This window comes from Acinetobacter bouvetii (assembly GCF_902753875.1).
Lineage (GTDB): Bacteria > Pseudomonadota > Gammaproteobacteria > Pseudomonadales > Moraxellaceae > Acinetobacter > Acinetobacter bouvetii_A.
Genome location: NZ_CADDTS010000025.1, coordinates 101,515 through 125,912 on the forward strand (window position 1 = coordinate 101,515; position 24,398 = coordinate 125,912).

22 protein-coding genes, 4 tRNA genes and 1 pseudogene are annotated in these 24,398 nt (G+C 41.5%); 18 read left to right on the top strand and 9 right to left on the bottom strand.

Annotation, left to right across the window (positions count from 1 at the left end; translation table 11 throughout):
- The first annotated feature begins 81 nt into the window (after positions 1 to 81).
- The 5 genes from FB6_RS07425 to FB6_RS07445 all read left to right on the top strand — a co-directional run bounded on the left by FB6_RS07425 (position 82) and on the right by FB6_RS07445 (position 4,080).
- Positions 82 to 738 carry a hypothetical protein gene (locus FB6_RS07425; RefSeq protein WP_174559425.1) on the top strand — a complete coding sequence of 219 codons (657 nt, stop codon included), beginning with the start codon at positions 82 to 84 and terminating at the stop codon, positions 736 to 738.
- A complete protein-coding gene (locus FB6_RS07430) occupies positions 735 to 1,703 on the top strand; it encodes a 2-hydroxyacid dehydrogenase (protein WP_174559397.1) in 969 nt (322 codons plus the stop codon). The genes FB6_RS07425 and FB6_RS07430 overlap by 4 nt, the downstream gene beginning before the upstream one ends.
- 86 nt (positions 1,704 to 1,789) lie before the next feature.
- Positions 1,790 to 3,229, top strand: a complete 1,440-nt coding sequence (locus FB6_RS07435; RefSeq protein WP_438819962.1) for a M48 family metalloprotease — start codon at positions 1,790 to 1,792, stop codon at positions 3,227 to 3,229.
- Between the two features lie 45 nt (positions 3,230 to 3,274).
- Positions 3,275 to 3,643, top strand: coding sequence for a GFA family protein (locus FB6_RS07440; RefSeq protein ID WP_174559398.1), 369 nt, complete (start codon positions 3,275 to 3,277; stop codon positions 3,641 to 3,643).
- Between the two features lie 74 nt (positions 3,644 to 3,717).
- The gene (locus tag FB6_RS07445; RefSeq protein WP_174559399.1) at positions 3,718 to 4,080 is read left to right on the top strand and encodes a hypothetical protein; all 363 of its coding nucleotides are present in this window, start codon (positions 3,718 to 3,720) and stop codon (positions 4,078 to 4,080) included.
- Positions 4,081 to 4,172: 92 nt separating this feature from the next.
- Here the strand turns inward: FB6_RS07445 and FB6_RS07450 are convergent, their stop codons facing one another.
- Both FB6_RS07450 and rpsU read right to left on the bottom strand, forming a co-directional pair.
- Complete coding sequence (locus FB6_RS07450; RefSeq protein WP_174559400.1) at positions 4,173 to 4,619, bottom strand: GatB/YqeY domain-containing protein; 447 nt, start codon at positions 4,617 to 4,619, stop codon at positions 4,173 to 4,175.
- Between the two features lie 34 nt (positions 4,620 to 4,653).
- On the bottom strand, positions 4,654 to 4,869 hold the full coding sequence (rpsU, locus tag FB6_RS07455; RefSeq protein ID WP_001136722.1) for a 30S ribosomal protein S21: 216 nt from the start codon (positions 4,867 to 4,869) through the stop codon (positions 4,654 to 4,656).
- A gap of 145 nt (positions 4,870 to 5,014) precedes the next feature.
- Between rpsU and tsaD the strand changes: the two genes are divergently transcribed.
- Positions 5,015 to 6,031 carry a tRNA (adenosine(37)-N6)-threonylcarbamoyltransferase complex transferase subunit TsaD gene (gene tsaD, locus FB6_RS07460; RefSeq protein WP_174559401.1) on the top strand — a complete coding sequence of 339 codons (1,017 nt, stop codon included), beginning with the start codon at positions 5,015 to 5,017 and terminating at the stop codon, positions 6,029 to 6,031.
- A 215-nt stretch (positions 6,032 to 6,246) separates the two neighbouring features.
- A complete protein-coding gene (locus tag FB6_RS07465; RefSeq protein WP_174559402.1) occupies positions 6,247 to 7,779 on the top strand; it encodes an esterase-like activity of phytase family protein in 1,533 nt (510 codons plus the stop codon).
- A 152-nt stretch (positions 7,780 to 7,931) separates the two neighbouring features.
- Here FB6_RS07465 and FB6_RS07470 read toward each other — a convergent pair whose 3' ends face one another.
- Positions 7,932 to 8,804, bottom strand: a complete 873-nt coding sequence (locus FB6_RS07470) for an ATP-binding protein (protein WP_174559403.1) — start codon at positions 8,802 to 8,804, stop codon at positions 7,932 to 7,934.
- Positions 8,805 to 8,999: 195 nt separating this feature from the next.
- Here FB6_RS07470 and FB6_RS07475 point away from each other — a divergent pair, with 195 nt between their 5' ends.
- The 6 genes from FB6_RS07475 to FB6_RS07500 all read left to right on the top strand — a co-directional run bounded on the left by FB6_RS07475 (position 9,000) and on the right by FB6_RS07500 (position 11,894).
- Complete coding sequence (locus tag FB6_RS07475) at positions 9,000 to 10,511, top strand: DUF3336 domain-containing protein (RefSeq protein WP_174559404.1); 1,512 nt, start codon at positions 9,000 to 9,002, stop codon at positions 10,509 to 10,511.
- Positions 10,471 to 11,313: a protein kinase domain-containing protein gene (locus FB6_RS07480; RefSeq protein WP_174559405.1), complete on the top strand. Its 843-nt coding sequence runs from the start codon at positions 10,471 to 10,473 to the stop codon at positions 11,311 to 11,313. The genes FB6_RS07475 and FB6_RS07480 overlap by 41 nt, the downstream gene beginning before the upstream one ends.
- A gap of 107 nt (positions 11,314 to 11,420) precedes the next feature.
- Positions 11,421 to 11,505: transfer RNA gene (locus tag FB6_RS07485), tRNA-Leu, on the top strand.
- Positions 11,506 to 11,539: 34 nt separating this feature from the next.
- Positions 11,540 to 11,613, top strand: a tRNA-Trp gene (locus FB6_RS07490).
- A 37-nt stretch (positions 11,614 to 11,650) separates the two neighbouring features.
- Positions 11,651 to 11,735: transfer RNA gene (locus tag FB6_RS07495), tRNA-Leu, on the top strand.
- Between the two features lie 73 nt (positions 11,736 to 11,808).
- A tRNA-Leu gene (locus FB6_RS07500) sits at positions 11,809 to 11,894 on the top strand.
- A 138-nt stretch (positions 11,895 to 12,032) separates the two neighbouring features.
- Here the strand turns inward: FB6_RS07500 and FB6_RS07505 are convergent.
- Entirely contained in the window at positions 12,033 to 12,236 is a 204-nt protein-coding gene (locus FB6_RS07505) for a hypothetical protein (protein WP_174559406.1), read from the bottom strand.
- 527 nt (positions 12,237 to 12,763) lie between these two features.
- On the opposite strand from FB6_RS07505, the gene FB6_RS07510 reads away from it, so the two are divergent.
- The gene (locus FB6_RS07510) at positions 12,764 to 13,036 is read left to right on the top strand and encodes a hypothetical protein (protein WP_174559427.1); all 273 of its coding nucleotides are present in this window, start codon (positions 12,764 to 12,766) and stop codon (positions 13,034 to 13,036) included.
- Between the two features lie 21 nt (positions 13,037 to 13,057).
- On the opposite strand, the gene gloB is transcribed toward FB6_RS07510, so the two are convergent.
- On the bottom strand, positions 13,058 to 13,789 hold the full coding sequence (gene gloB / locus FB6_RS07515; RefSeq protein ID WP_174559407.1) for a hydroxyacylglutathione hydrolase: 732 nt from the start codon (positions 13,787 to 13,789) through the stop codon (positions 13,058 to 13,060).
- A 252-nt stretch (positions 13,790 to 14,041) separates the two neighbouring features.
- Between gloB and FB6_RS07520 the strand changes: the two genes are divergently transcribed.
- Together FB6_RS07520 and FB6_RS07525 are read left to right on the top strand one after the other, a co-directional pair.
- Entirely contained in the window at positions 14,042 to 14,860 is an 819-nt protein-coding gene (locus FB6_RS07520) for a PhzF family phenazine biosynthesis protein (protein WP_174559408.1), read from the top strand.
- Positions 14,861 to 14,995: 135 nt separating this feature from the next.
- Positions 14,996 to 17,764 carry a M16 family metallopeptidase gene (locus FB6_RS07525; protein WP_174559409.1) on the top strand — a complete coding sequence of 923 codons (2,769 nt, stop codon included), beginning with the start codon at positions 14,996 to 14,998 and terminating at the stop codon, positions 17,762 to 17,764.
- A gap of 83 nt (positions 17,765 to 17,847) precedes the next feature.
- On the opposite strand, the gene FB6_RS07530 is transcribed toward FB6_RS07525, so the two are convergent.
- On the bottom strand, positions 17,848 to 18,912 hold the full coding sequence (locus FB6_RS07530; RefSeq protein WP_174559410.1) for an amidohydrolase family protein: 1,065 nt from the start codon (positions 18,910 to 18,912) through the stop codon (positions 17,848 to 17,850).
- A gap of 123 nt (positions 18,913 to 19,035) precedes the next feature.
- Entirely contained in the window at positions 19,036 to 19,431 is a 396-nt protein-coding gene (locus FB6_RS07535) for a DUF3144 domain-containing protein (protein ID WP_174559411.1), read from the bottom strand.
- Between the two features lie 108 nt (positions 19,432 to 19,539).
- On the opposite strand from FB6_RS07535, the gene FB6_RS07540 reads away from it, so the two are divergent.
- A complete protein-coding gene (locus FB6_RS07540) occupies positions 19,540 to 20,172 on the top strand; it encodes a hypothetical protein (RefSeq protein ID WP_174559412.1) in 633 nt (210 codons plus the stop codon).
- Positions 20,173 to 20,205: 33 nt separating this feature from the next.
- On the opposite strand, the gene FB6_RS07545 is transcribed toward FB6_RS07540, so the two are convergent.
- Together FB6_RS07545 and FB6_RS07550 are read right to left on the bottom strand one after the other, a co-directional pair.
- Positions 20,206 to 21,666 (bottom strand): CYTH and CHAD domain-containing protein, encoded by a 1,461-nt coding sequence (locus tag FB6_RS07545; RefSeq protein ID WP_174559413.1) that lies wholly within the window; start codon positions 21,664 to 21,666, stop codon positions 20,206 to 20,208.
- A 165-nt stretch (positions 21,667 to 21,831) separates the two neighbouring features.
- The gene (locus tag FB6_RS07550) at positions 21,832 to 23,292 is read right to left on the bottom strand and encodes a CYTH domain-containing protein (protein ID WP_174559414.1); all 1,461 of its coding nucleotides are present in this window, start codon (positions 23,290 to 23,292) and stop codon (positions 21,832 to 21,834) included.
- Between the two features lie 725 nt (positions 23,293 to 24,017).
- Here FB6_RS07550 and FB6_RS07555 point away from each other — a divergent pair.
- Positions 24,018 to 24,272 (top strand): annotated as a pseudogene (locus FB6_RS07555) (Mpo1-like protein); the annotation flags it as partial.
- Positions 24,273 to 24,398 lie beyond the last annotated feature (126 nt).

Below are 24,398 nucleotides of genomic sequence, written 5' to 3' on the forward strand. Positions count from 1 at the left end.
AAACTAATCTGCAATAAAAGCGCAGCAAAAACTCACTAATCTCGTTAGAATAGCAAACATTCAATGGGTGATGAAAAAAAGATGATCGGGCATCAACGTGACATATTTACAGCATTGGGAATCGATATCTGGGTTCCTAAGGATGCTGCATGTCAAAAAATGCCGTCGTCATCGATTTGGCGTGATCAATCGGCACCTGAATATCCGACTGAAATTGTGGTTGTGAATACGCCATTGCCAGTAGAAGTAAAACATGAACAGCCAGCACTAAATTCAATACAGCCACCAACGGTTGTTATTTCTACTACCGAAGAACAAATTGAAGCTGTTGCTGAAGTGATTGAACAGCGTCCTGCGCTACAAATTCCCGCATTTCAACTTCAGGCTTTTGGCCTGCCACATTGTGTCATTGTGGTGGATGCAACCGAAATCAGTGCTGAACAACAGCAATTATGGAACAATATTCAACAGGCGCTTCAGGCTGAATATTATGAATTGCAATGGCCTTTTGCCTTGATGAATTTTCAGGATGGCCGTGGTGCGGAAAGTTATGTGCAAGGCTTTTTAGATGCCATCAGTATTGATAAAAATATTATTTTTCTAGGGCAAAGTGCTTATTTTACTCATGCGAAAAGCATTAGTCTGGCTGGTCTGCAAGACATGCTGGATCAACCCTTATTAAAAAAACGCTTGTGGCAGTTTATGCAAAAAAGACATCCAGACACGGAAGGAACATGAACAAGAAAGTTGTGGTTTTTAGTCAGTTAGATCCAGAAGTACTTCAACGTTTACAACAACAATATCATGTCGTGATGATCGATCCCAAACAGGGGGATGTGAATCAACAGATCCGTGAACAGGTTAAAGATGCCGATGGTATGATTGGCGCCGGTCGTCTACTGAATCAAAGCAATTTAGCCAACGCACAGCAACTCAAAATTATCTCTAGTGTCAGTGTCGGTTATGATAACTATGATCTGGCTTATCTGAATCAGCAAAAAATCTGGTTATCCAATACCCCGCATGTACTGACTGAAACCACAGCTGATTTGGCTTTTACCTTGCTGATGAGTGCTGCGCGTAAAGCGCCGTATCTGGATCACTGGACCAAGCAAGGGCAGTGGAAGCGGACTGTAGGTGAAGCTCAATTCGGGCAGGATGTTTTTGGGAAAACCTTGGGTATTATCGGTTTGGGTAATATTGGGGCGGCGATTGCACGGCGTGCTTTTCATGGCTTTAATATGAATATTCTTTATCATAACCGTCGTGAAAAACTGGAGCTGGCACAGCCTTTAAATGCACGCTATTGCGGCTTGCATGAACTGTTGCAGCAGTCAGATTTTGTTGTGGTGGCTGTCGATTTAAATACAGAATCTGCGGCACTGATCGGTCAGCAGGAATTCGATCAGATGCAATCACATGCGGTTTTTGTCAATATTGCACGCGGTTCCGTGGTGGATGAGCAGGCGCTGATTAACACCTTGAAAGCAGGTAAAATCTTTGCTGCCGGGTTGGATGTATATTTAAAAGAGCCTTTGCAGGAGTCGGAGCTGTTTGGTCTGGACAATGTGGTGACTTTACCCCATGTCGGTTCTGCAACAGCAGAAACACGGAAAAAAATGGCTGAACTGGCTTATCGTAATCTGGTGGACGCACTGGCAGGTCGTACACCCCCGAGTTTGGTCAATCCTTCATTTTCTTAAAATTTGATAACACTTCATTGCAAATGCCTTCAACTTTCAATGTTATAGTCGGATAAATCAAAAAAAAGCAGTTTGAGAACAGCATATTGAAACGGTTTTTATTGGCTTGCAACATTGCCTGGATTTCCATGACAGGGGGAGTTTATGCTGCGAATGTGAATACTACTCCACAGTTAAATGTGCCTGAAATTGGCGGTGGTGTGGGTTTCATTGATCAACAAAAAGAAAAAATGATTGGTGAAAAAGTTTTTCGTGAAGTGCAGCATCAAATGCCTGTCCTGCAAAATCCATGGCTGGAAGATCAGCTGGCTAATGTTTTTTTTCATATTTTAAGCCAAACCCAAATTGGGCAACCAATCGGTCTGGTGATTATCAACGATCCTCAAATCAATGCTTTTGCTGTACCGGGTGGACTGTTTGCTATCAATACCGGGATGATCACTTCTGCGCGCAATATGGATGAAGTCGCAGGGGTAATGGCGCATGAAGTAGCCCATGTATCACAGCGTCATTACAGTCGCTCGCAAGAAGCATTTAAGGGTCAGGGTTTGCTCACTTTGGCAGGACTGCTGGTAGGTGCATTGGTGGCCTCACAAGCCGATGGTGATGTCGGAACGGCAGTCATGATGGGCACACAAGCAGCCTTAATGGATAAGCAGCTGAATTATAGCCGTAACCAGGAACGTGAAGCTGACCGGATTGGCATGCAGTATATGTATAGTGCAGGCTATAACCCGCAAAGTATGGCAGATTTTTTTGAGGTCATGGATCGGGCCACCAGTAAGGTCAGTTTTTTACCGGATTTCTGGCTGACGCATCCGCTGAGTACGGAGCGGATGAGCGAAGCGCGTTTAAGGGCTAATCAATTCCCTAAAGTTAAATCCAGTTTGCATGACGAAGATTTTGAAATCCTGAAATGGTATAGTCGGGTGGTATCCAATCAGGCCACAGAACAACAATTGCAGATTTTGGCCAATCGTAAAAATTTTGCCGGACAGTTGGCCTTGGCTGCCTTCTATCTTAAACAGGGCGACTACGTTTTAGCGCAGCAGGTTTTAGATCAGGCCAAAAGTCACCAGCAATTGAATAATCTGTTGGTACTCATGCAAACCGATATTTATTTGGGACAAAACAAGGTAGATGCGGCCTATAAGGCCATTCAGTCCGCGGCCCGGATTATGCCTGAAAATCGGGCTTTGGCTTTTAAATTGGCAGAAGTGTTGATTCGCCAGAAAGATGCTGCGCAGGCTTCTCAGGTGGTTCAGCGTTTTTCCAACAAGAACCCGCGTGATATTCAAGCATGGCGTTTGATGCAGCAGGCTGCCAATATTGATCAGCAATCGCCATTTAGGACGGTGAATGTATTGCGCTATCGGGCTGAAGTGGAATACTGGTCAGGGCTGGAAGAAAATGCAATCAAGTCATTATTGCATGCCCAACGTCTGGTTAAGGATAATGAAGTCCTGGCTGGAAAATTAAAAACGCGGATCAATGAAATGCAAAAAGAGCGTCAGTTAAAAATTTAATCTTAGCTGATAATTTGCAGTCATAATAAAAACAAGGAGTGAAAAATGATTGTAGGGCAATGCTTATGTGGAATGGTGAAATATCGCTATCACGGTGAAATTGAAAAAACCATCCTCTGTTATTGTAAAGACTGTCAAATGGCTCAGGGAGCGTTATGTGGCTGGAACAGTCCACTGGAAAAATCCAAATTTGAAATTAGCAGTGGCATTAAGCTGCTCAAAGAATATTTTCATAGTCCGAATAAAGCACGTGTTTTTTGTCAGGAATGTGGTAGTCCGATCTATTCTTACCGGATAGATTTACCTGATGTTATCCGTTTGCGTTTAGGGACGGTGACACAGGGGCATATACCTGCGCCTAGCGAGCAGGCTTATCTGCAATACAAACCAGATTTTCTGCATATTGATGAATAAAATCTGCAACGAAAATGAAGGTGCCTGTGATAATCTTGCGGGTGATGTAGATTTCAAATGAACAATAGCGATTTATGAAAAAAATATTCTTTGTTTTTGGGGTGCTGAGCTGTGTGGCTTCCAATGCGGCATTTGCCAGTGTGGAGCAATATGTGGCTGCAGTAGAGAACATTTCTGCGCAGTACAAGCAGGATACCCGGAACTTTTTTAATGGTCTGAACTCACAGCAAACTAGCTTTAGCGTACAGCAGCAGACTCAATTTTGTGGCATTGTGGGAAATTATGTTGCGCAGCTATATCAGGCGGTGGATCAGAATAGGGAATCTTTGGATCGCCAATATAGACAGATGAGCAAACAGGATGTGATTAATCAGGTGATGTCATCAAAAGAAATGCTGATTTTGAAAAAATATAATATTCAGTGTGATCTGAAATAATAAGAAATGTTTATTGATAGTAGAAAGGAATATTTGAACTGTCTTTACTTAAAGGCAGTTCAACGATAAAGAATGATTTTAGCAGTGGGGGATTAGCCAAGTTTCGCTTTAATTTTTGCTGAAACTTGTGCAGGATCGGCGCGCCCGGCTATGAGCGGACGCAGAGAATTCATCACCTTACCCATATCTTTCATGCTAGTAGCTTCTTGAGCAGTAATCGTCTGCGCAATGATAGAATCAAGCTCTTCCTCAGTCATAGCTTCTGGTAGAAATTGAGACAGAAGCTCAATTTCGGCTTGTTCTTTACTAGCTAAATCATCTCGGCCAGCGCCTGCAAAGGCTTTAACCGATTCTTTACGTTGTTTAATTTGTTTTTCAATGACCGCAAGAACTTGAGCGTCGTCAAGCTCTTTGCGCTCATCGACTTCGATTTGCTTAATTGCTGCCTGCAGACTACGTATTACCGTCAACTTGTCCATTTCTTTAGCACGCATAGTTGCTTTCAAAAGGTCAGTTATTTGGGTTTTTAAAGTAGTCATTTATCTTGTCCAAGCAGTCAATCACAAATTAATCTTAGTAAAGGCGTGTAGTACGAACTGATTCGCGAGCCAATTTCTTTTGGTAACGTTTAACAGCAGCAGCTTTTTTACGTTTACGTTCTTGAGTTGGTTTTTCGTAGAATTCACGTTTACGAACGTCAGCTAAAACACCCGCTTTTTCGCATGAACGTTTGAAACGACGGATAGCTACGTCTACTGGTTCGCCTTCTTTCAATTTAACTTGTGGCATGAAGAATCCTCATAAGTTATGGATAAGATCTATGGCACGATTGCCTTAGATCACAAGTGAAGGACAGTATTTTACTCATTTACATCTCATATCACAAGTCTATAATAGCTTTAGCAATATTTAGATACGGGTAAAAGGCAGTTTAATGATCGTTCTGGGCTTGGAAACTTCTTGTGATGAAACCGGGTTAGCACTCTATGACAGTGAAGTCGGCTTAATAGGACAGGTGTTATATAGTCAGATTAAACTGCATGCAGAATATGGTGGCGTGGTCCCTGAATTGGCTTCGCGTGATCATGTGCGTAAGTTAATTCCATTGATTAATCAATTGCTTGAACAAAGCAAGGTAAAAAAATCAGAGATTGATGCAGTGGCCTATACACGTGGCCCGGGCTTAATGGGCGCGCTGATGACCGGTGCCTTGTTTGGCCGGACTTTGGCTTTTGCATTAAATAAACCGGCAATTGGTGTGCATCATATGGAAGGTCATATGTTGGCGCCTTTGTTGTCAAAAACTCCTCCAGAGTTTCCGTTTGTTGCTTTATTGGTCTCTGGCGGTCATACCCAGCTCATGGCAGCACATGGCATTGGTCAGTATGAATTACTGGGTGAATCGATTGATGATGCCGCTGGGGAAGCTTTCGATAAAGTCGCAAAAATGATGGGTTTGCCTTATCCGGGTGGTCCGAATATTTCGCGTCTGGCGGAACAGGGTGATGCCAAAGCTTTTGATTTCCCGCGTCCGATGTTGCATCAAGGTTTGGACTTTTCATTCAGTGGTTTGAAAACTGCGGTTTCCATTCAGTTGAAAAAAGTCGAAGGCCAAGGGCGTGAAGCAGACGTTGCTGCATCTTTTCAGGAAGCCTTGGTGGATACTCTGGTGAAAAAATCGGTCAAAACTTTAAAACAGACTGGTTTAAAACGTTTGGTGATTGCAGGTGGTGTAAGCGCCAACAAGCGTTTACGTGAGCGTTTGGAAGCGGATTTGGCCAAGATTCAGGCGCAAGTCTATTATGCAGAACCTGCTTTATGTACCGATAATGGCGCCATGATTGCTTTTGCTGGTTATCAGCGTTTAAAAGCAGGTCAGCATGATGGTTTGTCTGTGACCACCACACCGCGCTGGCCGATGACCGAGCTGACCAATCCAAATCAAGCTTGATCATTCATGTGATAAAAAAGAGGCGACTTAGCCTCTTTTTTAATGTCTGTTTTTTGATGTCGTTGTTTTTAACTATTTATCGAAAAATAAAAAATAGAATTCTCGTAGTGATCAAAATATTGCTGCACATCTATTCAATAAATTGTCATCTCAGTGTCATTTAATTTACATGCGCCATGCATAAGATTCTGTGCAAATTAGGGAGTAAAAATAAAATGAAACAGAACCTATTGGTAATTGGGGTATTAAGTGCAGTGGCTTTGGTGGGGTGCGGCAGTGATAATGATAATGATCAGCAAAGTTCAAGCATAAAAACTTTAACGGCTGAAAAAAACTTAAGTTTTGGCGACAGCACTTGCTGGTTGGGGGGTAGCGCAAAAGTATCGGGTCAGGATAAAAACGCCAATGGTATTTTGGACAATGCGGAAATCGAGCAGACAACGCCAAGCTGTATTACCGAAAATAAATTTGCGCTGGGTGTACCGCTCAGCTATGAAGTGATGGAAAATTTAAAAGGCATCGCAGATGGCGCTAAGCCGGGCAATACGATTGAGTTCCGCCGCGGTGGTTTTGGTTCCGATTTGGTGGCACATCCAACGAATAAAAATCAGTATTATGCGATTACCGACCGCGGGCCTAATGCCGATTACAACTTAAATAAAGACAACGGCAAAATGTTTCCAGACCCAAGCTATGTGCCGCGCATTGGCTTATTTGAAGTACAAACAAATGGAACTGTGAAGAAGCTGAAGGAAATTTTGTTAAAAGATCGGAACGGCACAGCGATTTCAGGCTTACCAAATGCTAATTATGGTGCTACCAAAGAAGCTGCCTATGACATTCAAGGTAAATTGCTGGCACAGCAAACTAATGAGTATGGCTTAGATCCTGAAGGTTTGGTGGCGATGGCCGACGGTAGTTTTTGGGTCAGTGATGAATATGGACCGCATATTGTGCATTATGATGCGAACGGAGTCGAAATTGATCGTATCAATGCTTTTGAACAAGATACTCGCAGAGTGGGCGGTTATTTGCTGCCGGCAGAATTTGCTAACCGCCGTCCTAACCGTGGCATGGAAGGTTTGACCATCACGCCTGACGGGAAAACATTGGTTGGCATCATGCAGTCCACTATGGACAATCCAAGCACCGCGGTAAATAAGTCTGATTTAACCCGTATTGTGACTATTGATTTGTCCAGTAAAAAGGTGAAGCAGTATTTGTATAAGCAAGAAGGTGGGGCAAAGGCCTATTCAAATTCAGCTATTACAGCTTTAAGCAGTACATCATTTTTAGTGTTGGAGCGTGATGGTGACTTTTATCGGGATAATCCTGCGGCATTTAAGCGCGTGTATAAAATCGATTTGCGTTCTGCAACAGATTTAGAGTCGATTGCTGAAAATAGCAATCTGAAACAGGATGCAAAATTGGGTTTAACGATTGATGGGCAAACCCTAGAGCAGTATGTTTTGGCGCAAGGCTGGGATGGTTTAAAAGCATTGGGTATTGTGCCGCCAGTCAAAACCTTGGTACTGGATATGATTGCAAAAGTTAAATTTCCGCATGACAAGATGGAAGGGCTTTGGCTGATTGACAACAAGCACTTAGGTCTAATTAATGATGACGATTTTGCGCTTTGGGTCACCAATGGGGTGCTGGAACAAAAGTATCTAGATGCGGATAAAAAACAGATTGATACCAATACCTTATATGTTATTGATGGGCTAGATTTAAATCCGATCCCATAACAAGGTCAGCATCAGATCATGAAGACCATTACATGAAAATAGCAATCTAAAAAGAACAACAAAAAGCCCAGCTTGTGCTGGGCTTTTTTATAAGGCTTTGAGCTTTAGTTGTTAGGTCTGCAAGGTTGTTGCAAAGTTTTGGTGAATCAATCTTAAAGCGCTTTCAACTGCTGTGAACCAATCCAGTGTTTGGAGAACTGATAGGCTGCACGACCAGAGCGCTGACCGCGACCCTGACACCATCTTAATGCTTCAGCACGAGTTTCTTCTGTCATCGGCATATTGGCTTTTGCTAAATAGTGCTGCACGATTTCCAGGTACAGATTTTGATCCATTGGATAAAACGACAGCCACATGCCAAAACGGTCAGATAAAGAAATTTTTTCTTCAATGGCTTCTTGCGGATGCAATTCTGTATATTGCGGAACATCCACCCGGGTGACAGGTGTGTTTTCATGCATGAATTCAGGTAGCAAATGACGACGGTTACTGGTGGCATAAATAATAAAATTACTTGAACCTGATTGTAATGAACCATCGAGGACGCTTTTTAGGCTGCGATAGTTTTCATCTTCAGCGTTAAAAGCCAGATCATCACAGTAGACAATGAATTTTTCAGGTCGAGCTTCAATCAATTGCTGAATAATAGGTAAATCAGCTAAATCGTCACGTTCAATTTCAATTAAACGTAAACCTTCAGCTTCGTACTCTGTTAACAGGGCACGAACAATTGAAGATTTTCCTGTACCGCGTGAGCCAGTCAATAACACATCGTTGGCAGGTAAGCCTTTTAAAAACTGCAGTGTATTTTGAATCACTTTCTCTTTTTGACGCTCAATGCCTTTTAAATCATCCAAATCAATTTTTTTGGGCTGCTGGATGGCTTTTAGCTGTTTATCTTGCCACTTATAAGCAGACGCCTCAAAGTTGGTTTCTTGTTTCAGTTCAGGTAAGTTTTGCTGTAGTTGATGGAGTACAGTAGAAAGAACTTGTAAGATATTGTCAGGTAAATCAATTGTTGCCATGATTGTTCAGCTTATACGTACGAAGTGAAAAGAAAGATTTTTACAGGGGAACTGTATATCAAATAGTCATAGTTTGCCAATTGAATAGCGGGTATCATGGTTGATTAATCACTTGTGTATTGTGCAAATGCAAATATGATGTTCGATACCTGATTAGGGATAGCAAATAACAATGAAAGTGTTTGAGGGATAGATATGTTATTTAATGATTTCACAAAAGATATTAATCCACATCAAGCGTATCGTCTAAAAAAATTAAAAAGCCAACTTGCCGCAGCTGAAACTTATGAAGAATGGAAAAGCATTGCCTTAAAAATAGATGAAGAATCAGGTGCACAAGAGTGGAAATTTGATAACTGTTCGCCGTATTTTGATGCTGAAATTATTTCTCAACGCTTAAACCGGTTGAAGCGCTACCGTTTTCAAAAACGTACTGAAGATCTCATGTACATTTTACGTGAAGGTTTAACCTACGATATTGCCAATATTGCACATCCCATGCTGTTTACCACGACTTATGTGGGTACTAAAAAAATCATTGAAGACTATGTAGAGGAAGTTAGCGAAAGTTTGGCCTACGTTGCTTCGAGTAACTGTACTTGCCTATCTATGGCGGAAAAAATTGAATTTTTCCAGCATTGTAAAAAGGCCTATGGCCAGCCTGCGATTATGTTTTCAGGTGGTGCAACATTAGGTCTGTTTCATACTGGCGTATGTAAAGCCTTGTTGGAACAGGATTTAATGCCAAAAGTGCTATCGGGTTCCAGTGCCGGAGCTATTATGACGACCATGTTGGGGACGTCAAAACCTTCCGATATTAACAGTCTGTTAAATGGGGAAAACTTTTTTACTGAAGCTTTTCATTTTCGTAAATTTAGCGAAATTTTAAAAGGCAATGGTGGTTTTGCCGATGTGAAATACCTGAAAAAGTTTCTGGTTGAAAATTTGGGTGATGTCACTTTTGAGGAAGCCTTTAAAACATCAGGTTTGCATATCAATGTCGCTGTTGCACCTTATGATACTTCGCAACAAGCCCGCATTATGAACACCTATACTTCACCAGATCTATTAGTCTGGAGTGCTGTGCTGGCATCTTGTGCAGTGCCGATCCTATTTCCACCGGTTAAACTGACCAGTAAGCGCCATGACGGGCAATTAACCCCTTATATGTCAGATACGCGCTGGGTAGATGGCAGTGTCAGAAGTGATTTCCCGCAAGAGAAAATGGCCCGACTGTATAATCTAAATTATACCATTGCCAGTCAGGTTAATCCGCATATTGTGCCATTTATGCAAAGTGACGCCGAGCGTTACCGTCAAGATATGATGAGCTGGCCAGAACGGATTATTCGCCGTCAGGGTAAAGTGATTACCAAAGGCATTATGGATTTTACTCGCGGTCGCGTCGGAGGGATCCCATCTGTACGCCGTCTGCTGGATCATGGTTATGGAGTGATTGATCAAGGCTATTATGGAGATTTGAACATTGTCGGGGATTATAGCTTACGTCACTATAGCTATATGTTGCAAAATCCACGTCCATATTTGTTCAAGTTGTTGCAAAGAGAAGGTGAGCGGGCAACATGGCCGAAAATATCCTCCATCGAAACCCATGCCCGGGTTGGTAAAACCATCCAACACTGTTTAGAGCTGTTAAGTTATCAACATGATCCAGAGCAAAAATCCGCAGAATTTATTGCAGTTTAAGGCTGCGGATTTTTCCGATATCAATTTAATACTGAAAACCAAGCCCAGAAGTTTGACTTTTGGGCGTTATCTTTATGCCTTTGCATATCAGCAGCAGCACTACTGGTTAAAAACTCAAGCTTTAAATGTCAATGCTACAATTGAAGTAGGATTCTTAAATGAATGGGCATTTTATCAACAATGGATAGATACGCCAAAGCAGCCTGAATTTTTATTACCTTTTCAAATGCTTTCTGAGTTCAATATCGAAGATCTAGAACAGCAGGATGCTACAGCGCTGATTTTGCCGCATGGTGAGGCGCTATGGATTGAGCATGCTGAACGTTCAGTCCATGCGATTAAGCAGCGTATCGGCCAGTTGCTGGATGCTGTGGATCAATTGCACCAATCTGGTTGGATTCACGGTGATTTAAAACGAGAGCATGTAGTTGCCTATCAGCAACAGCTTTGTTTGATCGATTTTGAGCAGGTACAAAAAATTGATTCACCCACAAATCTGCAAAATCTGACGGCAACACCGCGTTATATGGCACCAGAACTTTTTCATGGTGAAGCAAAAACCGTGCAAACTGATATTTATGCTTTAGGCATTATTTTGTATGAATGGCTGAGCGGGCAACGTTTACGTGCAAAAAATTATCAGGAATGGGCATATTTACACTGTCAGTGCTTAAGTATTGAACTTCCACAGCAATTTTCAATTTTTGAGAAACTGCTTTCGGGCATGCTGGCCAAACAAAAAGCCCAGCGTTTTACCGATATTTACAGTATAAAACAGTGCTTAATCACTGAAATTGCTTAAGAAAAATACAGAAAAACGGTTTTTGTTTTTTATTTAAACAAACAAGTGGATTTTTCATAAAAAGGTCTTGTCATGAGGAATCGATCTCTATAATATACACAGCCATCGGGGGCGTGGCGAAATTGGTAGACGCACTGGATTTAGGTTCCAGCGCCGCAAGGTGTAAGAGTTCGAGTCTCTTCGCCCCCACCACTTAAATATCATCATGGTATGATAGTTAGGTTACAGAGGATTGGTGTAATGGTAGCATGACGGTCTCCAAAACCGTTCGTCAAGGTTCGAATCCTTGATCCTCTGCCAAGTTTTAAAAATCCAACTACTTTGTTGGTATCCTGATGGGGACGTGGCGAAATTGGTAGACGCACTGGATTTAGGTTCCAGCGCCGCAAGGTGTGAGAGTTCGAGTCTCTCCGTCCCCACCATCATATTAAAGCAAGGTAAATAACCTTGCTTTTTTGTTGTAAAAAAATCCAGCTACTGAGTTGGTACCCTAATGGGGATGTGGCGAAATTGGTAGACGCACTGTGTTCAGGTCGCAGCGCCCTCTGGGCATGAGAGTTCGAGTCTCTCCATCCCCACCATATTAAAGCAAGGTAAATACCTTGCTTTTTTATTGTCAGTAAAAAATGAACATAAATAAAAAGCCCAAAATGGGCTTTTTAAAATAGATTTGAAATTATTATTGTTTTTGTCTCGATCCAAAAGTGAAAAATAGCCTTTTAAGCTTTCAAGTGATCTTCGAATTCTTCACCAAGTTTCATCGCCAGTTGATTGCCGGCTAAATCATAAGTCACCAGACCATATTCTTTTTTAAAGCTAAAGGTAAATCCACGATTATCGGTTAAAGATTTCACTGAGTAGCCTAATTTTTCTAACCAGATACGAAATGCAATTAAATTTTTTGCTTTAACAACTTTCTTCACGAGAGAACTCCTTGTGTATAGGGGATACTTGTTGAGTAGTATTTAATAATTAATAGGGATATAGGTTTTTTTTTAAAGGGGAGTTATGTGCTGTTTTTTAAAAAATAAGTATTTTGTGGTTTTTTTATTCAAAAATAGGCTAACTCTTCATTCAAGAATGATTTAAAAATAAGCAATGAGCTGAATTGCATGGTTTTTTAGTTCATTGATTTTGATTGATTTTCATTGAACTAATATAGGGTTTTAGAGTTAGTAATATTTATATACAATTTACAGTCAAGTTTAAAAGGTTTTGAGCTTAAATCTGCGGTTTAAATATCTTTGAGTACAATTATTCAACTGCATCATGACTTAATTCTTCATTTAAATCTTCACAGAGTTCATTCAAAAAATAAAAATAGGCGCAATAGATGCCTGCTCGATGAAAACACGTTACAGTGCAGGGCGGTGTTTAGCGGCATGTTTTTAAGCTTAGCTATATGCCAACTTTTTATGCTTACGATGATAATGACGATGATGGAATTGAAATGAGCACAGAAACCATTGAACAGCAGGTGTTGAATCAGATTCAAAACATGCAGCAACAAGAGCTGATTCCTGTTGCTGTGATGCTGGGCCATGAAGATTGGTTAATTTTCACGGAACAATCCCAAGTGGCCTATACGCCTTTTGGCAGTGCGCGTCGTTATCAGCCGGCTTTGGGCGGTTTGCTGCTGGTCCGTGTCGATGAAATGCATATTACCAAAGTGGTCACACAAGTTGAGCTGGATGCCTATGCGCAAACCCATCAGATTTTATAAGCACTTCATAGCAGACAACCATTAAAACTGATCTTTTAACTGCCGCAGGCGCTGGAATTCTTCGACGCTGTCGGCTCTTAAAAACGGATTGGTTTCCAGTTCCAGTTCAATGCTGCTCGGCAAGGTCGTCTGACCGAGCATTCGCTGTGCTTCCACCTGTTCAAAGCGCTGCTGTATCGCCAGATTGTCCGGTTCAACGTGTAGTGCAAACTTGGCATTGGCCAGCGTGTATTCATGGGTGCAGTAAACTTTGGTTTGGGTAGGGAGGGCGGCCAAACGATTGAGCGAGTGATACATTTGATCATAAGTGCCTTCAAACACGCGACCACAACCCATGGCAAACAGGGTATCGCCACAGAACAGCACATCAAGTTCATCAATAAAATACACAATATGCCCCAGGGTATGACCGGGTACGGCAATAATCTCAACCTTTAAACCGTGAAAGCTGATTTCTGCTTCATGCTGCAGTGGATGGCTAATAAACGGAACTTTAGTTAATTCTTCACGTGGGCCATAGACCGGGATATGCCGATTAAGCAGCAGGTCTGGAACACCGCCAGTATGATCTTTATGCCAATGTGTCAGCCAGATTTGACTTAGTGTTAAGCCATTCTTAGCACAATAGGCTTCAACCAGGTCTGCTTGAGTCGGGTCAACTGCAACCACTTCCTTGCTGGGGATATGCTCTAATAACCAGATATAGTTTTGTAATTGATTTTTGACATCAATCATATGGATTTGAAAATTCATAAGACACAGATCAATCAGAAAGATATGAATAAGCTAGCCTTAAAGCCAAGTTTTTTCTAGTGGCAGATCGCAACTTGATCTGCAATATGCATCAAAAAAATAGTTGATATTTCAAATGATCTAAACCCACAATAATGTAGATAACGATTTAATTTTAAATGAATGATATGAATTGACTGCGTGTCACTTTTTAATGCAGTCTTGAAATTTGGCCATCTGCGCAGGATGAGTCTTAAAATAGGGGGGATAAATATGAAAATGTATCAGGTAGACGCCTTTACAACGGAACTGTTTAAAGGAAATCCGGCAGCAGTGATTGTGACTGAACAGTGGCTGGATGAGGCCCTTATGCAAAATATCGCTCTGGAAAATAATCTGGCTGAAACTGCATTTGTGAAAGTCATCGATGCAGAAAATTATGAAATCCGCTGGTTTACCCCGACCACCGAAGTCAGCTTTTGTGGACATGCCACATTGGCCAGCAGTTTCGTACTGTTTAAAGATTATACCGCAGCACTCACCCTTCAGTTTCATGTGAAAGATCTGGGTATTTTTGTGGTCAGTCAGGACGCTGATGGCAAAATCAAAATGAATTTTCCAGTCCGCCGTGCAGAAAAAATTCAACAATATCCTGAAATTTTAAAGCAAATTTTAAGCAAACCATTTAAAAATGTGTACTTAAACCGCCAAGCCTATATTGTGGAATATGAAAATTCACAAGATGTGCTGGATGAAAAGCCGGATTTGGCCTTATTAAAACAGTGGTCGAAGATGCAGTCACTAGAAACAAAGGAAACAGCCTTAGATCTGGCGATCACGGCGCAAGCAACTACGTATGATTGTATGTCACGTTATTTCGCACCAGCCAATGGGATTGATGAAGATCCAGTCACCGGCTCAATTTATACCGCAATTGTACCGCTGTGGGCCGATAAACTGGGCAAAAAAGAGATTTTGGCTTATCAGGCATCCACGCGTGGGGGAAAATTATATTGTGAATTGCTTGAAAATGAACGTATTGAAATTTCCGGCTATGCCCAGTTGTATATGCAGGCAGAGTTATATCTTTAACATTTCGCTATAAACACGGTACAAAGCTGTGGAAATAAGCAGCAATTTTTGCAAAAAGCCACTACTCAAGCCTAGTGACATTTTCTAAGATAGGTGCGGTTTAAAATTCATATCATTGAATAAATTGGAATAATTATGCAAATGCGGTTTAAACAACTCTCCATTTCATTACTCTTGGTTGGCTTTGGTACGACCGTTTGGGCACAACCGATTTTAGTCAAATCAGAACAGAAGATTGAAGAATATAAACTAGACAATGGTTTTCGCGTGATTCTGGCGCCAAATGATAAAGAAAATAAAGTGTTTATGAACACGGTCTATCTGACCGGCTCATTGAACGACCCGCAGGGAAAGGGTGGGCTGGCGCATTTGCTGGAACATTTGGCATTTAAAGGCACCCAGAATATTAAAGGTGAAGAATTCCAGCGCCGTCTGGATCAATACACCTTAATGACTAACGCCAGCACCGATTATTATTCGACCAAGTACACCAATATTATTCGTCCGGAACAGCAGACCTTGAATGAAGTGATTCATCTGGAAGCTGAGCGAATGGATAAGCTGGTGTTACAGGAAAAATTTGTTCCCTCGGAAATTGCCATTGTGAAGCGCGAACGTGAAATCCGTCTGGATCAGCCCTTCGCAGTGATGATGGATCAAATGTGGAAATCGGCGTATGGCAATCGCTATTTAGGCCGTTTGCCAATTGGCGATTTAAACGAATTGCAATCCATAAAAATGGATGAGCTGAATAAATTTTACCGTACCTGGTATGCACCCAATAATGCGGTGATGGTGATTTCTGGCAAGTTTGATAAGGCTGAAGTTTTAAAACAGATTGATAAGAACTTCAGTCCAATTGCTGCCCGTCAAGTACCTGCACAAACCAAGGTTCCTGTGCTGGATGCAAGCAAGATTCAGAACCGCAACTATCTGGTGCAAAAAGGCAGTGATCTGGCTAAATTCAATATTTACCTGAATGGAAAAAATGAACAGATTAAATCTGCTTTGGCATTGGCGCCTTATTTATATACCATGCAGCCGAGTGGCCATCTGTATCAGAGTGTGGTGGAAACAGGCTTAAGTACTGGAGTTCAATCCACAACCTGGCTGGATCAAGACTTCAATCTGGTGTTTATGGGCGCTATTTATGCACCCAATCATGATGCGAAAAAAGTGCAATCGGAACTGGTAACTGGGGTCGAAAAAAATAAGGCCTTTAATGAAACAGAATTGAACCGGGTGAAAAATCTGATTCAGAATCAGGCTGATAACATCCAGACCAATGCGGCGGCACTGGGTGGGCGTTTAAGTGATTACTATGTGGCTTATCAGGGAAACTGGTCTCAGTACTTTACGGATCTGAATAATGTGAAGCAATTGAAACTGGCTGATGTTAATCAGACCCTGACCCAGTTTTTAGTTCCCGAACATCGTATTTCTGGCGACATCAAACCGACACCGGAAGATCAGAAAAAGGCTTTGCAGCAGCAGGCTTCCGAGCAGCCTAAAACATTAGATAAAACTGATGTGAAAGAAGAGCCGCTTAAAGACAGCAGTGTTTACAAGCAAGAAGTTGCTGAATATCTCAAAACATCAAAACAGTATTTGGTGAATACAGAGAAGAAAATTCAACGCGGCACGTTAAAAAACGGGATTGCATATGCCTTGTATCCGACCTCAACGCGCGATGACAAAACTTATGCCACCATTGCACTTGATTTTGGTACAGATCAGTCCTTGTTTAACAAAGGTGAAACGCTGGATTTGATGGCCTATCTGTTATTGCGTGGTTCGGATCAGCATAGCCTGCAAGATATTGCAGATAAATCCATTGAAGCGGGTGGTGGTGCAACCGCGACTGCATCGGGAAATAGCATTACCATTCAGATCGTGGCGAAAAAAGAAAAATTTGCAGATTTCTTTAAATTTATGATGGAAGTGTTGAAAAATCCGAAGTTTGAACAGACGCAATTTGATTTGATCAAGTCGCAAAGTTTATCAGCATTAAATCGTCCTTATACCGAGCCAGAAACGGTGGCTGCATTGACTATGACGCGCTTGCTGGAAACCTATCAACCGGGTGATTTGCGTTACCATTTCGAGCCGGAACTTTCCAAGCAGCAGCTTCAAGCAGTTACTGTTGAGCAAGTGAAGAAGCTGTATCATGATTTCTTTGTTAGCAATCATGCCCAAATCTCGTTGACTGGGGATTATCAGGCTAAACCAATGCTACAGCTGCTACAAAAAGAATTTGGCAGCTGGAAATCCCAACTACCTTATCAACGACTAGACTCAGATTTTAAGGCTTATCAGGCGAAAAAAATCCATGCCTTATCTGAACAACGTGAATTTGGTAATTATCAAGCCATTTTAACCATACCGGCAGGGGTGAATCATGTTGATGCTCCGGCACTGATGGTATTTAGCTATATTTTAGGTGATTCGCAACTGTCTTCGCGTTTAGCGCAAGAATTACGTGAAAAAAATGCCTTGGTCTATGGTTTTGGTAGTGATGTACAATTAGATGACTGGCTTGATTCAGGCGCATTGACCATTGAAGCCAATTATACCGCAGGTAAGTCAGCACAGGTTTCACAAGGCGTACATAAAGTCCTGAATGACTTGCTTACTCAAGGTGTTACCGAACAAGAACTGGAAGCAGCCAAAGCCAGCATCCTGAAAAAACGTGTAACAGCTTTGGAGGATGAGCGCAACATTCACCGCATGCTTACGCCTCAGCTGGAACAAAATCGGGATTTATTGTTCCGTGAAAAACGTGATGTTGCTTTTGCAAAATTGACCAAGGCAGATGTAGACGCCGTGATCAAGAAATACATCAAACTGGATCAACTGGTTGAGGTGATGGCGGATCAGTATGGTAAACCGCAAAATAAGTCTTAATTTTTACAGCTGATTTTTTCTTATCCTATTAATCTCTGTATTGCGCTAATCCTTTCCTTTAGAATGGGTTAGCGCTGATTTTTTTAAAGCCGGTAAAACTGTTTGGCAGTATGGTGAAACACTTGCTGCAAAGCATTCGGGTCATAGGCCAACACGGCATCACTAAAGGCATCAATGATATTTACAAGGGATGTACTAACCCGATCCATCGGAAAATTCGAGGCAAACATCACCCTGTAGGGGCCGAAGTTTTTCAGTACATGACTGATCAGCGGTAGCGTCAAATCATAGACTTCCTGCTTCGTCGCCAAACGATTCTGCTTGTGAAACTGATGACCTAATACAGGCATAAGCAGACCTGACATTTTGGTATACACATTGGCGCAGCTAGCCAGTTCAGCAATATCTTCCTGCCAGCGTATTAAAATATTTTCACGAGCAATTTTAGTCAACCCGGTTTGTGCCCCGACTTGACCAAACAATCCTGCGGGTGTGCCAAAATGATCCAGTACAATGGAGGTTTCCGGGAATTGTTTGGCTAGAGCGATCATATCGCTGAGTTGGGTTGAATAGACCCAGGCATCAAAACTTAAATTGTACTGTGCCAAGGCTTCGAAGCCTTTAAGAAATTTTTTATTGCGGTATAAGTGCGGCTCATCCGCCCAGGCATGAATTTTACTATCTTCATGCACCGCTGCCATTTTTCGGATGCCTTTGAAACGCGATGAGGCTTTTTTATGTAGCTGTAATATCTTCTTGAAATTGCTATCACGTGGATCGGCTGTTGCAACAATACCACCTAGTTTAACGGTTTCAGCATGGAAGGGGAGCGATTCAATAAAACGGGTTTCACCGATCACGCCTTTGCCTTTATCTTTATGCCAGCTGGCTTCTACATGTACCACTTGTTCGACCTGATAATGGCCAAGATCCTGTACATAATTTTCCGGTAAATAGGGTGAAGTCACATGATTGGTCAAGCCTAATGTTTCTATGAGATCATCAGGTTTGACCATACGCATGACTTTATCGAGCAGGTAGGGATGTTTTCCCAGCAATTTGACAGCCAGAGCGGCTGCATGGGGCGTATTATATGGATCCCATTGGTGAATATGTGCATCAATAATTGCAAAGTCCAGTTTTTGCATCGTTATCCCTAATTCAGCATATTTCTGCTATTAAACATACTGCAAAGTGCTAGAGCTTGAAATCACCTTTCATCCAAAAAATAGGGTGCTAAAAAAAGCCCTTGCGGGCTTTTAATTTATTCATCAGTGCTGATGGTCATGATCATGCTTATTGGCATGAAATTCTTCGTTATGACGGAAGCGAAGATAGTTTTCAAACTGTTCGCAATATTCATCATAGTTGTCTTCCAGCATCATCTGGAACTGCTGCATAATGTAAGACATAACCTGATCTTTAGCATCGCGCATTTCGTTGCCATCTTTAAAATTGTTGGCAGCGACCCAGGTATTAAAACGGGCAGTACCAAACAGCATAGCAGCACTGACTTGTCCGCGTATTTCAGCAGGTTTTACTGTTGAACCTTGTTCAAGGCGGCAAAATTCATTCGCCTGTTTAATAAATTCGTCAGCACGTTCAAAAAAAGCAGCATTTAACGCTTCTTCTTCGGTTACATCTGTTGCTTCAATTTTTTGAACCATGAACTTTTCCTGCAAAAACGATCTAATAGCCTATTATAGGCAAAGCCTTGCAGAAACTAAACCTTTGGCTTAAGCTAAAAATAGCCTAAGCATAAAATGGATGATCCTATGCAAGATGCCATTGCGGTACAAAGTCTCAAAAGTGACATTGCCTTATTGCGTCAAAATATCTGGCCACCGGCTAATCTGGCCAATGTGGAAGGTCTGCCCATTTACTATGGCTCAAAAGTTGAAGTCGATGAATACTATCGGCAATGGACAGGTTTAATTGAAAGGGCACAAGACCTGTTTCAGCCCTTTATGGAAGATGAAAAACTGGACGCCGTGCATTTACCCAGTCATTTGAATTTACCGCTGTTTTACTTCCATGTAGATCGTATCCGGATTAACAAAACCCGAGCCAAAGAATCAAAGACTTTTCGTGGCATTGCCAGCTTAATTGAAAAATGTGGGCAATATGAACCTGAACAGATTCAAGCCATGAAACGCTGGTTAGACAGTGATGACACGGCTGCCTTGGTGGCTCACCGTGAATTTGTGGATTTGCGCACCTATGTGTTCCAGCATGGGCAAAGTGAATATACTCGAACCCGATTTTATGTGAATGGTATCGTACTCAGTACAGAACCGCATTTTGAACTGGTGGACGCGCGTGATAAACCGCGCAAACAACGTAATGACAGTTATAGCGACCCGCTGGCGGACAATGGCACCTGGAAAATTTTTGGTAAATATCGCTAATCGAAGGTGATATTAAAAATAGAACTTTCGGTATCACCAAAAAGTGTTGGTTTTTGCATAATGTTCTAAATGCGCTTGAGCTTGTTGCAAGACGAATTTTTTTTCATTGGCAATCCATCCCAAAGCAAACCACAGTTTTTGTTTGCGTTTAACCATATCTTGAAACAGGGCTTCAGCCACAATCAAGTCGTTATATTGCCCCAGACTTTCTTGCGCAGGTTTTAAATCCTTTAAGTATGTTTTGACCATTTTATCCGGATAGAGTGAAGCAATAAATTCGATGCAATAACGTAGCCGTTTCACCCGCTTGCGGGTACGATGCCGAGATGGAATATCCAGTTGTTGAAATTGATCAGCATCCTTGCAAATTTGTTGATGCATTTTTTGTAGTTTTTTGGCGATATCTTTTTTTAAAACCGTCTTTTTTTTCTTTTTTGCTGGCTGATTCACAAATTGTAATAAAGCCAGCATCAACTCAACAAAGTCTGAAGCACGTAAAGATTCATCAATCGGAATGCTGGATTCTTCAGCGATATTCGGCAACTGAACATAAGGTGCTCCGGCCTGTTCGAGCTGGGGCAACAATCCTTCACTTAAGGCATCACGGTCGCGGGTTGAACCCAGTTGGCGGAAAAGGCCAGTCAGTTGGTCTTGCCAATTTGGATTGACATCTTTTGACCAGTCACCAAAAACACGCAAGGTACTTCTTAAACGGCGAATAGCCACCCGCGTTTGATGAACGTGTTCACTATCATACTGTCCAGAAGCGATAGCTGATACATTGGGCAATAAATGTTGCAAGGCATTATTGATGATCTGTTTTAATGTGTTATCTGTTGAGTCCTGTTGATTCAGTTTGAGTGGGCTTGCAAATTGAGCGGGAGGGATTGTTAAATTTTGTGCCAGTAAATCTCCGCGCTCGGCTTTACTGCGCACATCTAGCCATAAATGATATCGCTGTACCCAAGGGTGAATAAATTTAATCAGGTCTTGGATAGAACCTTGTTTAAGCTCGAATTCAATTTCATAAATCGGCAAGCTTTGATCATTATGACGAATTTCACCGCGATCCAGACTCACTTCAATTTCTGAACAGTTAAAATGAACCACATGTACCAGACGTTGAACGACCGTTTCATATTGTACAATCAAGGTTTTAGCCTGTTTGCCCAAAGCATTTTGCAGCAATTGTTTTGCTTTCGAATTGGACTCATAAACCTTAAGGTCCAAAGTTGGGTCTTTGGACTTGCCTAAATCACTCTCTAGTTCAAAACGTTGAAAGGATTGATCGCTGGGTGCTTTTAAAGTTTGTATCCAGTGATCGTCTTCAAGACGTTGCCGTAAAGAAATATTTTTTTTAGCCAAATGCCGTTCGGGCGTGTCGTAGTATTTTGCGTATAAAGAAATCAAGCGAGCATTCTTGTTCAAGAAGAGCTGATAGAGCTTGTCTTGATGTGATGCAGGGATCTGAAATTTTAATTCTACTTCTAGCATGTTAAAACTCCTGACACTTCACCATCGATCGGGTCATGACATTGATTGTAAGCCAGTGTCAAAAAAAGAGTAGGGTTTTGTTGGAAAGTAAATAAAGCGTATGATGAACGAATAATGATTTATATTTAAAATTCGTGCCATACGCTTTGATTTTAATCATTTTTGTTATTTAATAAATTTACGACTCACTAAAAATTGTTCTGTCGCTTCAAGTAAATTTTGTGCATAGACTTCCTGTTTCGCTGTCAGCCAGCCCAACACAAACCAGTCACTGGCTTCCAGTTCGGTGTGCTGAATATATTCAGCAGAAGAGGCCAGAATGCGGTATTCACTTGCTGCAAGCGCGGCATCATTGAGTGCCTTGCTATATTTCTGCAGGTTTTTGACATCATAAATTGAAGTTAAGATCGGGAAGCTGAATTTGAGTTCCTGTATGCGCCCTGATAGGGTATCCAAACTTTCAAAATGACTAATGTCGGCATCGTTGAGTGCTTCTTGCAATGCTTTATATTGATTTTGCAGGGTATTTTGTGCAAACCATTTAAAGTCATGCTGTTGTGCAGCATCTTGCGTATTTAAGCTGAACATCAAAAGTTCAAGATAATGGTGTACGTTCTGGGTTGATTTAACCAGGTTCCCCAGTTTTTCTTTGGCGTACAGGATATCTTTTGCAAGGCTCTCAGATGTGGTTGGATTTTGTAAAAAGCCACCTAAGGTATCTTGCATGTGTTGAAAATGATGAAGCTGTTCAAACTGTTGTTTAAACGCACCCAATTGCATGGCCCATTTTTCAACAATGTCGCTGTTCCAGTCTTTAAACAATGAGATAGAAATTTGCAAATGATCCAGCGCACGTTGGGCCTGGATAATATGTTCTGCTTCAGCGACACCCGCAGAAATGGCAGCAATATTCGGCAGCAAATGCTGCAATTGCTGTGCAATCAAACTGCGTAAATTTTTCGCTGCGGATTCTTTCTTGCTCAGTTGAAATTCTCTGGCTTCGTTTGCTGGACTTACCTTCAAATCTAAAGCTAAAAGATTGCCTATTTCCGCTTTACTGCGCACATCCAGCCAAAGGTGATACTTTTTCACCCATTCAAAGCTAAAGGCGAGTAGTGATTGGACTGAACCGGCTTTAAGTTCAAATTCGACTTCATGGACTTCACTTTGCGCAGTCAGCGTACGCACTTCACCGACATCCAGACTGACTTCAATATCGGTGTCTTCAAATTGAATGACCCGAAACGTACGTTGAATATCCGTCTCAAATTGCAGTTTCAGCTGATTATGTGAATCGCCCAAGGCATTATTCAGAATTTGCTGGGCTTCGGGCTGGTCTTGATAAATGCTGAGGTTCAGCGCTGGTGCCTGTTCAAGTTCACCAAGATCATGATTATGCTCAAAACGATGTAGATGGCTTTTACCCGCCGCTTTGAGGGTTTGAATCCAGCGCGTACCTTCTAAACGTTGGCGCAGTGCTACACCATGACTGGAAAGCAGGCGATCTTCAGTATCATAGTATTTTGCTTTTAGTTGAATGATTTCTGATTTTTTAGGATCTAAGGCTTTTAATAAAGCATTACGTCTTGCTTCCGGAATCTGAAATTTTAATTCAACTTCGACCATGATCTTTCATCCTAATTTGCGACATGATTCATCAAAGAAACTCTGTCATGCGTGCGGTACAAATGCGTTACGAAATCTATTCTTTTATAGCGCTTAAATTGTATTCTTAATTTTAAGTCCACGATTGTAACGAAAATGATTTTTGATGTAAGACTTGACGCGCAAATTCTTAAGTAATTGCTTTTGAAATGATCAATGGAATGGGGGTAGAGGGCACTACTACTCCATAGTTTTGCTAAGCACTTTTATCTACTAAAAAAATATAATTTTAATTTAAAACGTATGTTTGTATTTTAATGAAGTTGGCTTTTAGGTATTGGTTTGTTAATAAAATAGCAGTTATATTCTGTGATTCTTTACTTATACGAAGCTTTAAAATTATCTTGTTTCAGTTAGAAGAAGCTTTTACTGCCGCAACTTTTCAATAACGTCGAAAGGTATTTGTGTAGGCAAACTCTCACTTTTGAGAGGCTAAAATGAGAACCTCAAAATATATGTTGAGTTCGCAAGAAAAGCCTTGGTTACCCACACACAACGTCCTGAGCCAGTTTTAAGCACTGCTTTAAAACGCAGCGCAAGGGATGGGTAACGTGTGGCATCCGTGCCACACTCACGTTTCTAAAGTTTGCTTAAACCAAACGATGAGACAATAGTGAGATAGATGGTACTTTTATTTGCATAAAATATGCGCTAATTTAAAGCAAAATAGTCAGGACGATGAACAAATGAACGCCACCATCAAGCTTAACTTCGAGCATCATCCAAAACCCGAATTTCAGCTGCCTATCCGAAACTATCATGAATTTTATAAATTTTATTTAACCGAGCATCGCAATATCACCAGCCGCCGTCTGCATGTATTGGGCAGTAGTGTCGGGCTGGTTTTTTTTAGTCGGGCCATTTTGCAAAAAAAGCCGAAATATTTTGTGTATGGCTTGTTGTCGGGCTATGCCAGTGCATGGATCGGACATTTTATGTTCTTAGATTAGCATTTGAAGTGCAACACCATGTTCTTGGAATAATACCTGACTCGGGCTTCTAAATCCGAGTCTTTTTCTTGGGCGATGATTCAAACGTTGAGTGATTTCTGAAATATAAGCATCCGA